This is a genomic window from Streptomyces sp. NPDC048001, from assembly GCF_043203115.1.
In the GTDB taxonomy this organism is placed as follows: domain Bacteria; phylum Actinomycetota; class Actinomycetes; order Streptomycetales; family Streptomycetaceae; genus Streptomyces; species Streptomyces sanyensis.
The window spans coordinates 52,072-62,445 of the sequence record NZ_JBIDBN010000022.1; the positions used below are offsets into that span (position 1 = coordinate 52,072).

The window sequence follows — 10,374 nt, forward strand, 5'->3', positions numbered from 1 at the left end:
CGGGGCAGCCACCCGCGCCACGGGGCGCCCCGCCGACGGGCGGCACGGGCCCCGTTTGACGAATCGCGCACACGGCCTGACCGAGTTGCGTTCCGTCAGGGGCCCGGCCGTGCGCGCCGGCACGGGTCCACCCAAGCCGTCGGCGCAGCCAGGACCGGGTGCGGGCCTGCGGCACATGCCTGCGGTAGCTCCGTCCAGCAATCGAACGCTATAGAAAACCAGCATCCTGGTATGTTCCAATGGATGCGGCTTACGGATGCAGGGGGTGACTCCCGCACCCATCGCGGGTGCGGCGGCCATGTGGTGCGGCCGTGTCGTGAAGAGTGCCCCTGAATCCTCAGTAGACGGGGGGATGTGGCCGATGACACGTGTCGATGTTCGAACCGAGAGCCGGACCGCGATGCGCTTCAACGTGACCGCACGGTCCCACGACCGTGTGCAGATTATCCGGGAGCACGACGAAGAACCGCACGGAACGACGGTGAGCAACAGGTTCGGCGAAGTGCGGGCGCTGCTCGTCGAGGGCGGCCCTCACGAGATGATCAGACCCGGCAGGCTGCTCGCACCGCACGGGGAAGGGCAGCTGAGCATCTGCCGCCCCCTGGTCGGCGAGATCCTGGTGTTCCAGGACGGGAAGCACGCGACGGCCCGGGGCGCCCAGCTCGTCTGCTACGACAGCTCCCGTCCGTACAAGGTCGTCATGCCGGAGCGCTTCCGCATGGTGGCCCTCATGATGCCGCGCCGCCTGATGGGCCTGACGGCGAAGGACACCGAGATGCTCACCGCCAAGGTGTGGCCCGGATCGCACGGCCTCGGAGCACTGCTGTCCAACCTGCTCGTCGGCCTCGAACAGCACGCCGAGCATGTCGACACCGGCATCGACCTGCTCGGCGGCAGCATGGCCGGGCTGGCCGCGGCGCTCTTCGCGGAGCGGCTGCGCGCGATGGCCGAGGAGTCGGGAACGGGCCGGCCGACGCTGATGCTCAGCATCCAGGCGTTCATCAGGGAGCGGCTCTCCGACCCCGACCTCTGCCCGTCGGTCGTGGCCCAGCAGCACAACGTCTCGCTGCGCTACCTGCAGAAGATCTTCCACGAGCACAACGCCAGCCCGGCGCGCTGGATCAGGGACGAGCGGCTCGCCCGCTGCCGGTCCGAGATGGCCGACCCCCGATTCGACCACCTGTCCATCGCGGCGATCGGCGAACGCTCGGGGTTCTACGGGGCTTCGCACTTCAGCCGCCTGTTCAGGGACCGGTACGGCGTCACGCCCCGGGAGTTCCGAAAGAGCCGAGGAACCGCGCTCGCCGGCTAGCACGCGACGCCCCCCTTTCCATTCCAGGAAATGCTGTCACCACTCCCACGGAAGGCAATGCATTGACCAGCTTCGAATTCCCCGGAGAGTACTACGAGATCATGCGGGGCGATTTCCGCGATCTTGCCGCGGAAACGGATTTCCTGTCCTCCTTCGCCTCGGCCGGCGGACGTGTCCTGGATCTGGGCTGCGGGACGGGCACCAACCTCCGGGAGCTCGGCGCACGGGGCTTCTCGTGCCTCGGAGCAGACCAGAGTGCACGTTTCATCGAGTACGCGCGCGGCGCCGGTGGCAGGAACGTCGAGTACGTGCACGAACGGGCCGAGACCTTCACCACCGACGACCGGTTCGACCTCGTCTACAGCATCTTCATGACGCTCAACTACCTCCCCCGCGCCGAGCTGCGCACGGTGCTGCGGACCATGCGGGGGCTGCTGCGGCCCGGGGGCCATGTGGTGCTGGAGTTCGGCCACCTGCTGAACTTCGTGGAGGGCTTCCAGCAGCACACGGTGGCCCACCACCGTGGCGGCGACGGAGTGCTGATCACCCGGCTCGCCCGCCAGGCGATCAACCCGCACGCGGCGAACTGGCGCAACGAGGAGACCCTGCTCGTCCGGGAGAGCGACGGCCGGGTGTCCCTGTACGACAACTTCTTCGACCAGGCGGTCCTCACCGGACCGGAGGTGCGGGAGCTGCTCGCCGACGCGGGGCTGCGGATCATCGCGGAGTACGGCGGCTTCCGCAAGGAGCCGGTGCCCTTCCACGGGCGCGGCCCCCTGGTGATCGTGGCGACCGCGCAGGGGGAGGACTCGGAATGACGACCTCGGACACCGCGGCGACGGCCTCCGGCACCTCCTTCCTCGACGGCGGGCCCGCCGTCCCCCCGGCGGTGGCCGACCTCGGCGAGGCACTCGTGCGGGCGGCGGAGCGCGAGGACGCCTCCGAGGAGAGCATCCGGTTCATCCGCGCGGACGGCAGCGAGACGGGCATGAGCTACCGGCGGCTGCTGGACGACGCCGCGCGCATGCTCGCCGGGCTCCGTGCGGCGGGCCTCCTCCCCGGGGAGGCCGTGGTCCTCCAGGTCGCCGACGACCCCGAGCTGCTGACCGCCTTCTGGGCCTGCGTCCTGGGCGGGTTCGTACCGATGCCCGTCAACGCCGGAGCCACCGCCGACCAGCGTGCGGAGGCCCCCGGCCTGCTGGGGCGGGTGTGGGACGGCTACGGCGCGCCCCGGGTCCTCACCGGTGCCGGCCAGGAGCCGGCACCGGAGACGGCGGCCGACCCGCGCTGGGCGGACGCCTGGCTCGGGACGACCCGCGAGCTGCTCGCGCACGCGCCGGACCGGACCTGGCACCGGGCCGACGCCGACGATCCCGCCGTGCGGCTGCTGACCTCCGGCAGCACCGGCGTGCCCAAGGCCGTCGTGCTCACCCACCGCAACGTGCTCAGCCGGACCGCGGCGACCGCCCGGGTGAACCGGCTGGGCGAGCGGACGCGCACCTTCAACTGGATGCCCCTGGACCATGTGGGCGGTCTGGTGATGTTCCACGCACGGGACGTCTACCTCGGCTGCCGCCAGGTCCACGCCCGCTTCGAGTGGGTGCTCGACGACCCGCTGCGCTGGCTCGACGTGATGGACCGTCACCGCTCGGACACGACCTGGGCGCCGAACTTCGCCTTCGGGCTCATCAACGACCAGGCGGACAGGCTCGCCGGGCGGTCCTGGGACCTCTCCTGCGTGCGCTACATCATGAACGGCGGGGAGGCGGTCCGCAGCGGTGTGGTCCGCCGCTTCCTGGAGGTGCTCGCCCCCTTCGGGCTGCCCTCGGACGCCATGTACCCGGGCTGGGGCATGTCGGAGACCTCCGCCGGGGTGGCCGACTGCGAGTTCTCCTCCGTCAGCGCCGAAGACGAGCGCTACGTCCCCGTGGGGCGTCCGCAGCCGGGCACCGCCCTGCGGGTCGTCGACGAGCGCAACGAGCTGGTGCCGCCCGGCGTCACGGGCCGGCTCCAGGTCACCGGCGCCACCGTGACCGCCGGATACCACCGCAACGAGGAGCAGAACCGCCAGTCGTTCACCCCCGACGGCTGGTTCAAGTCCGGCGACCTCGCCTATGTCCGCGACGGGATCCTGACGGTGACCGGGCGTGCGGACGACGTCATCCAGCTCCGCGGCGTCACGTTCCACGGCCACGAGATCGAGGCCCGGGTGGAGGAACTCGACTGCGTCGCGCCCTCGTACACCGTGGCCTGCGCGGTGAACGCCGCCGAGGGTGAGGACGAGGAGCTCGCCGTCTTCTTCCATCCGCGCGAGGGGGCGGACGCCGCCTCGGCCGGGGAACGGGTGCGCTCCCGGGTGAGGGAGTCCTTCGGGGTCGGCTCCGTGCACGTCGTGCCGGTCACCAAGGAGGACGTGCCCAAGACCGGTATCGGCAAGCTCCGCAGGGCGCAGCTGCGGAAGCGCTTCGAGTCCTCGGGGCGGGCCCGGGGAGCCGACGCGGCGGCCTCGCGGCCCTGACCCCCTCCCGTTCGGGGCGGCGGGCGCGGTGGTGTCGGGCGGACGGCCGGCGCCACCCACCGGACCGGGTGGGGGCGGGAGGCGCACGCCGTCCGTGCCGGTCGGCGGCGCCCGGGGACCGCGCGGAGCGCAGGGCGCCGAGCGCGGCCCGTGTGCTCCGGTGGGCTGCGACGCCGTGGAACCGGCACCGCACGGAGGGCCTTGCGCGGGCGCTCCCTGCCCGGGGTCTCCTCACCCGGGCCGGGAGCGCCCGCGCGCTCCGCCGCCCGGGGGCGGCCCGGGGGGCGGCCCGCGGGCGGCAGTCCTCCGGCCGCCCCGGGGACCTGGCCCGGAGCACGCTGTCCGGGGGGCCGGGCCCGGAGCACCGCGCGGAGCCGGAGCCGGCCGTGTGGGGGCGGTCGGGGGACACGGGGCCCCGGTCCGTGCGTCCGGGGGCCGTCCGGTACGCCGCGGGTGGTTCCGCCCTGTGCTGCGCCTCCTCAGCGGCCTCCGGCGCCGGGTACACCCTCCGGGCGGCTCAGGGGCCGGGGACGGCGGACGGGAGCAGAAAGAAACCGGGGTGCAGGTTCTTCGGGGCGCACTGGGCGTCCTGGGCACCTCGGGCACCTCGGCCGAGCCCGGCGGCTTCCGGTCCGGCCCCGGGCGCCGCACCCGGTCATGCGGTGCCGCCGGCCTGCGCGGCGGCCAGCGCCTCGGCCTCGGCCAGCACCCGTTCGCCCCGGTCGGCGCTGAGGTCGAGCTGCGCCAGCACGCCGGGGACGGCGACGGACGGCAGCACCTGGGCCAGGAGCACCGACAGCCGCTCGGTGAGGTCCCTGCGGTCGGCGAGCACATGGGAGAGCATCTGGATTCCCGAGAAGGCGCCCACCAGGAGTTCGGCGGTGGCCCTCAGGTCGGCGTACCCGTAGAGCTCGCCCTGCTCGCTCGCCTCCGTCAGCGCGGCCAGATTGTGGTCGACCCAGGCCAGGAAGGGCCTCCTGCGGTCGAGTTGGTGCGCTCCGCGCTCCAACGACAGACCGACGCTCCCCTGGAGCATCCGGTCGTACATCAGGCGGTGCCCGAAGACGAACCCGGCGTCCACCAGCTCCTGGAGCTTCAGGGTGCGCCGTACGACGGGATAGGCCCCCGACCCCACCTGGACCTCCAGGATCGCCTCGGCGAGCTCCTCCTTGGAGGCGAAGTGGAAGTAGAACGCGCCCTTGGTCAGCCCGGCCCGCGAGTAGACGTCGGAGATGGTCGCACCGTCGTAACCCCGTTCGGCGAACACCTCGCCCGCCGCTTCGAGGATCAGCTCCCGGGTCCTGATCGCGCGTTCCTGCTGGCTCACTTGCACCAACCCCTTAATTCCTTGAAACCATACCGCTGTGCACGTATCTTTCCGCAAGGGGGGATCGATGGCCCTTCCGTGCCCGTGAGAAGGAGGAGCCATGGACCGGACACCCGTGCTCGGCGTCCCGCAGCCCGCCGGCACAACGGAGCGGACCGGGGAGCCGATCGGCCCCGCGGCGGCCCGACGCGGAACGGCGACCAGGGAACTGGTGCACCGTGCCCGCGAGACCGATGTGCTGCCGGCCTCCTGGGAGAGCCTCGGCGAGGACCGCTTCACCGTGCGGGTGACGTGGCCGGACACCCATGAGGTCTTCGTCGCGCCGGACGGAAGGCCCGACCCCGTGCTCCTCGTGGAGACCCTGCGGCAGAGCGCGATCTTACTGTGCCACGCCGCGTTCGCCGTCCCGCTCGACCACCACTTCCTCATGGAGGACCTCCACTACCGCGCCCGCCCCGGGCTGCTCGATGTGTCCGGTGGGCCTGCCGAGTTACATCTGGACGTGGACTGCTCCGACATACGGCGCCGCGGCGCGGCGCTGGCCGCCACCGACTGCCGCATACGGGTCCGGGACGGCGAGCGCACGGTCGCCACAGGCGGCGGCCGCCTGGGCATCTCGACCCCCCGCGCCTACCGGCGGCTGCGCGGCGCCCCTCTCCCGCCCGCGCTGGCGGGCCTGGCGATACCCCTCCCTCACCGGCGCGTCGAAAGAGCCGGGCCCGCGCAGGTCGTGCTGGCCCCCACGCCCGAATCCGGCCGCTGGCAGCTGCGCGCCGACCCCCGGAACACCACCCTGTTCGGCCGCGCCACCGACCACTACCCGGGGATGATCCTGGTCGAGGCCGCGCACCAGGCCGCCCGGGCCCTGCTGTACCCGGCCGCCTTCCGCCCGGCGTCGTTCACCATCCGCTTCCACCGCTATGTGGAGTTCGCCCCGCCCTGCTGGATCGAGGCCCACACCGTCCCGACCCGGGTGGCGGGCGCCACCGCAGTGCGGGTCGTCGGCCGCCAGGGGGGTCATGCGGTCTTCACCGCGTCGCTCACCGGCGGGGCGCGCTGACCCGGGCCGCCTCCCGGGCCGCCGTGACCGCTCCATTCCACTCCTCTCGCCACCGGGGCGGCCCGACGGCCGCCCCGGGGAAGGAAGCCGGCATGTCGCAGCCGACCGTACTGATCACCGGAGGGGCGGGGTTCGTCGGCGGGCACGTGGTGCGCCGCCTGCTCGCCCCCGGCGCCGACGACCCCGGCACGACGGTGCGTCTGCTGGTCCACGACCGCCGCGTCCGGGTGCCCGCGGGGGCACCGGTGGAGGTCGTCCGCGGCGACCTGTGCTCCCCGGGCTCCCTGCGCGGCCTGTGCGACGGGGTGGACACCCTGCTCCACCTCGCCGCGCAGGTCGGCGGCCGCATGGAGCGGTGCCGCGCCGTCAACGTCGGGGGCACCGAGGCCCTGCTCGCCGAGGCGGCCCGGGCGGGCGTCCGGCGGATCGTCCAGCTGAGCACCGCGGCGGTCTACGGGGACGGCCCCTACCGCGGCGAGGCGGAGTCGGACCTTGCGACCGCCCCGGTCTCCCCGACCAGCGTGACGCGGCTCGCCGCCGAGGACCGGGTGCGGGCCGCGGGCGGGCTGGTGCTCCGCCCCCATCTGGTCTACGGGGAGGGGGACACCTGGGTGATCCCCTCCCTGGTGGCCCTGCTGCGCCGGGTGCCCCACTGGGTCGACGGGGGACGCGCCCGGACGTCCATGATCGCCGTGGACGATCTGGCCGAGGCCGTGGCCGCTCTGGTGCGCGGCCGCGCCCCCCTGCCGTCCGGCCGGGTCCTGCACGCGAGCCACCCGGAACCCGTGCGGGTCCGGGACCTGGTCACCACCGTGTCGCGGGCCCTGGGCCTGCCCCTGCCGCGGGGCGAGGTGACGGGCCGCCGGGCGCTGGAGCTGCTCGGGGCCCGCGACGACCCGGCCGGCGCGCGCAGGCTGTCGCTCCTGTCGGTCGACCACTGGTACGACGGTTCGGCGCTGTGGCGGCTGACCGGGGCCGGTCCGGGACCGGGGTTCGCGGAGCGCTTCGCCCACCACGCGCCCTGGTACCGGGCGGCCCTGGCCGACGTGGCGGCCGCGGGTGCCCGGGTGGCGGGCTGAGCCGTCAGACCGGGGCGGCCCGGCGGTCCAGGACGACCTCCAGGGCGCGGTGGCCGTTGGAGATGAAGGAACGCTGCGGCTCGGCCGGCCGTTCGGGGTGGGCGAGCGCCATGCCGGGGAAGCGCTCGAACAGGGAGCTCAGCGCGATCGACGCCTCCAGCCGTGCCAGCGGCGCGCCCAGGCAGTGGTGGACGCCGTGCCCGAAGGAGACGTGGTCCCGGCGGTCGGGCCGGGTGATGTCGAAGCGGTCCGCGGTGTCGCCGTAGCGGACCGGGTCCCGCCCGGCGGCGGCATAGGAGATCATGATCGCGTCGCCCTCGGGGATCACGATGCCGCCGAGGTCGATGTCCTCGACGGCGTAGCGCAGGATCGCGTGGGCGCCCGGCGGTTCGTGGCGCAGCGTCTCCTCGACGACGTCGTCCCAGCCGGCCCTGCCCTGCCGGACCAGCTCCAGCTGGTCCGGGTGGCGCAGCAGCGCGTGGACGGCGTGGTCGAGGAGGTTGACGGTGGTCTCGTACCCGGCCGTGTAGAGCAGGATGAGGTTGTCGGCCAGCTCCTTCTCCGTGAGGGCGGCGCCGTCGTCGTCGCGCACGGCGATCAGATCGCAGGTGAGGTCGTCGGCCGGGTGCTCGCGCTTGTGGACCAGGACGTCGGAGATCGTGGTGTAGAGGGCGTATCCGTTGGCCTGGGCCTCCTCCGCGGAGGCGGAGGTGCGGAAGAAGCCCTTGATGATCCGGTGGAGTCCGGCCCGGTACTCCTCGGGGATGCCGAACAGCTCGCACATCACCGCGTTCGGCAGCGGGTGGGCGAAGCGCTCGCGCAGGTCCAGGGGGTGGCCGTGCGGCTCGGCCGCCAGCGCGTCGAGGAGGTCGTCGGCGATGCGCTGGATGCGCGGGCGCAGGGCGGCGACCCGGCGCCGGGTGAAGGCGGAGGCCACCGGCTTGCGCTGCCGGGTGTGGTCGGCGCCGTAGGCGGTGACCATGTTCTGGACGGACACCCAGATGGCCAGGGGCCAGTCCCGGGGGATGTCGCCGTTGATCCAGGCGGGCCAGTGCCGGTAGGCGTCCTTGGACACCCGGGGGTCCAGCAGGAGGCTGCGGATCAGCTCGCCGTCGGTGACCGACCAGGCGGTCACCCCGCCCGGGAGCACCACCTGCGCCGCCGGCCCCCGGGCGCGTATCCGGGTGATCTCGCCGTGGATGTCGCTCCCGTCGGTGTCGATGATGACGGGGCACTGCCCGCTGCGGTCCATGTGTCATCTCCAGGTCCTGCCGGGTCGGACGACCGCCCGGACGGCCAGCTCTGCCGGAGCGGGCGACCGCCGTCACCGCGGGTCCGGTCTCGGGGAAGTGGGGCCGGCGCCCCTCCCGCTCCCGGACGAGGGGTTCGGGCGGGACGCCGGCCGGTTCTCGGGGACGGTGCTACGAGCCGGTCCGGGCCGCCTCGGCCCGGCGGCGCCGGGTGGCGCGGACCGCCGCGACGAGCGTGAGCACCATGGTCAGGGCGGAGACGGCGGTCACCACGTAGAGGCCGGAGTGGTAGCCGGACAGGGTCGCGGACGACTCTCCCCCGTGGCCGTCGGCCGCCATCGTGGCGGTGACCACGGCGAGGACGATCGCCGCGCCGACCTGGTAGCCCGTCTGCAGCACACCGGCCGCCAGCCCCTGCTCGGACTCGTCCACGCCGTTGGTCGCCTGGACGTTGGCGGCGGGGAAGGAGAAGGGGAAGGCGATGCCGATGAGGACGATGCTCGGCAGGATGACCCAGAGGTAGGAGGAGGTCTCGTCGATGCGGAGGAAGAGCAGGTACGACGCGGTGTAGGCGACGAAGCCCGCGAAGATCATCCAGTGGAGGCCGAAGCGGGCGATGAGCTTGCCGGCCCGGGGGGCGATCGTCATGATCAGCAGGCCGATGGGCAGGAAGGCCAGGGCCATCTCCATCGGCGACCAGCCCCGCAGCGACTGCAGGTACAGGCCGCCGATGAACTGGAAGCTCATGTAGGTGCCGAGGATGGCCGCGGCGACCAGGCTCGCGCCGACCAGGGCGCGGTTGCGCAGCAGGCCCAGGCGGAGCAGGGGCTGGGCGGCGCGGCGTTCGACGGCCACGAACAGGACGAGCAGGACGATCGCGGCGGCCAGGGTGCCCAGCGTGCGGGCGGAGGTCCAACCGGCGTTGGGGGCCTCGACGATGCTGAAGACGAACAGCAGCATCGCGGCGGTGATGCTCACGGCGCCGGTGACGTCGAAGGTGCCGCCGCCCGCTTCCCTGCGCGCGTCGCGCGGCACCAGCACCACGGCGCCGGCGAAGGCCACGACCGCCACGACGACCGGGAGCAGGAAGGTCCAGCGCCAGCTGATCTCGGTGAGGGCGCCGCCGACGATGACGCCGGTGGAGTAGCCGACCGCACCGCAGGCGGTGTAGATGCCGACCGCGCGGTTGCGCTGGGGGCCCTCGCGGAAGTTGGTGATGATGATGGAGAGACCGGCCGGTGCGGTGAACGCCGCTCCGATGCCCATGACGAACCGGGCGATGATCACCACGAGGCCCTCACTGGTCAGACCGCCGACCAGGGAGCCCACGGCGAAGACCGCCACGCCCATCAGGAACATGCGGCGCCGGCCCAGCAGGTCCGCCATCCGTCCGCCGAGCAGCAGGAAGCCGCCGAACCCCAGGACGTAGGAACTGACCACCCACTGCACGGACTCGGTGCTCATGCCCAGGTCCGCCTGGATCGGCGGAACGGCGATGCCGACCATGATGTTGTCGAGGGCGTCCAGGAAGAATGCCGCACACACGCTGACGAGCAGACCCCACTCGCGAACGCCCCACTTGCCTGTGTCCGCTTTCCCTCCACCGGTGGGTGTTGCGTCGACTTCTACTTCACTGGAAGTTGCCATTGGCTGTCCTCATCTAGTCAATTGCCGGTCACTGTGCGTCCGATGCCGGCGGTGCGGTGGGGGGGGGGGGGGCCCCCCCCCCCCCCCCCCGGAACCGGGCCGGGGGGGGGGGGGGGGCGCGCGGGGGGGGGGGGGGGGGGGGGGGGGGCGCGGGGGGGGGGGGCCCCCCCCCAGCCCAGGC

General features: G+C 73.3%; 8 protein-coding genes. 5 read left to right on the forward strand and 3 right to left on the reverse strand.

Annotated elements, in window-relative coordinates; all coding sequences use genetic code 11:
• Nucleotides 1-400 precede the first annotated feature (400 nt).
• From ACGF15_RS28710 to ACGF15_RS28720, 3 genes are all read left to right on the forward strand, one after another.
• Nucleotides 401-1,312: a helix-turn-helix domain-containing protein gene (locus tag ACGF15_RS28710; RefSeq protein ID WP_345615940.1), complete on the forward strand. Its 912-nt coding sequence runs from the start codon at nt 401-403 to the stop codon at nt 1,310-1,312.
• A gap of 62 nt (nt 1,313-1,374) precedes the next feature.
• Nucleotides 1,375-2,130 (forward strand): class I SAM-dependent methyltransferase, encoded by a 756-nt coding sequence (locus ACGF15_RS28715; protein ID WP_345615916.1) that lies wholly within the window; start codon nt 1,375-1,377, stop codon nt 2,128-2,130.
• Nucleotides 2,127-3,830, forward strand: a complete 1,704-nt coding sequence (locus ACGF15_RS28720; RefSeq protein WP_362607186.1) for an AMP-binding protein — start codon at nt 2,127-2,129, stop codon at nt 3,828-3,830. The genes ACGF15_RS28715 and ACGF15_RS28720 overlap by 4 nt, the downstream gene beginning before the upstream one ends.
• Nucleotides 3,831-4,485: 655 nt before the next feature.
• Here the strand turns inward: ACGF15_RS28720 and ACGF15_RS28725 are convergent.
• Nucleotides 4,486-5,157 carry a ScbR family autoregulator-binding transcription factor gene (locus ACGF15_RS28725; protein ID WP_345615918.1) on the reverse strand — a complete coding sequence of 224 codons (672 nt, stop codon included), beginning with the start codon at nt 5,155-5,157 and terminating at the stop codon, nt 4,486-4,488.
• A 100-nt stretch (nt 5,158-5,257) separates the two neighbouring features.
• Here ACGF15_RS28725 and ACGF15_RS28730 point away from each other — a divergent pair, with 100 nt between their 5' ends.
• Together ACGF15_RS28730 and ACGF15_RS28735 are read left to right on the forward strand one after the other, a co-directional pair.
• Nucleotides 5,258-6,217 carry a ScbA/BarX family gamma-butyrolactone biosynthesis protein gene (locus tag ACGF15_RS28730; RefSeq protein ID WP_392803183.1) on the forward strand — a complete coding sequence of 320 codons (960 nt, stop codon included), beginning with the start codon at nt 5,258-5,260 and terminating at the stop codon, nt 6,215-6,217.
• A 92-nt stretch (nt 6,218-6,309) separates the two neighbouring features.
• Nucleotides 6,310-7,296, forward strand: coding sequence for an NAD(P)-dependent oxidoreductase (locus ACGF15_RS28735; protein ID WP_362607183.1), 987 nt, complete (start codon nt 6,310-6,312; stop codon nt 7,294-7,296).
• A gap of 4 nt (nt 7,297-7,300) precedes the next feature.
• Here the strand turns inward: ACGF15_RS28735 and ACGF15_RS28740 are convergent, their stop codons facing one another.
• Together ACGF15_RS28740 and ACGF15_RS28745 are read right to left on the reverse strand one after the other, a co-directional pair.
• On the reverse strand, nt 7,301-8,548 hold the full coding sequence (locus tag ACGF15_RS28740) for a cytochrome P450 (RefSeq protein WP_345615921.1): 1,248 nt from the start codon (nt 8,546-8,548) through the stop codon (nt 7,301-7,303).
• Between the two features lie 169 nt (nt 8,549-8,717).
• Nucleotides 8,718-10,091, reverse strand: a complete 1,374-nt coding sequence (locus tag ACGF15_RS28745) for an MFS transporter (protein WP_345615922.1) — start codon at nt 10,089-10,091, stop codon at nt 8,718-8,720.
• Between the last annotated feature and the right edge of the window lie 283 nt (nt 10,092-10,374).

Excerpts from the sequence above, each read along its gene's own strand:
- ACGF15_RS28740 (WP_345615921.1), bottom strand. The coding sequence starts at position 8,548 with ATGGACCGCAGCGGGCAGTGCCCCGTCATCATCGACACCGACGGGAGC.
- ACGF15_RS28720 (WP_362607186.1), top strand. The coding sequence starts at position 2,127 with ATGACGACCTCGGACACCGCGGCGACGGCCTCCGGCACCTCCTTCCTC.
- ACGF15_RS28735 (WP_362607183.1), top strand. The coding sequence starts at position 6,310 with ATGTCGCAGCCGACCGTACTGATCACCGGAGGGGCGGGGTTCGTCGGC.
- ACGF15_RS28710 (WP_345615940.1), top strand. The coding sequence starts at position 401 with ATGCGCTTCAACGTGACCGCACGGTCCCACGACCGTGTGCAGATTATC.
- ACGF15_RS28730 (WP_392803183.1), top strand. The coding sequence starts at position 5,258 with ATGGACCGGACACCCGTGCTCGGCGTCCCGCAGCCCGCCGGCACAACG.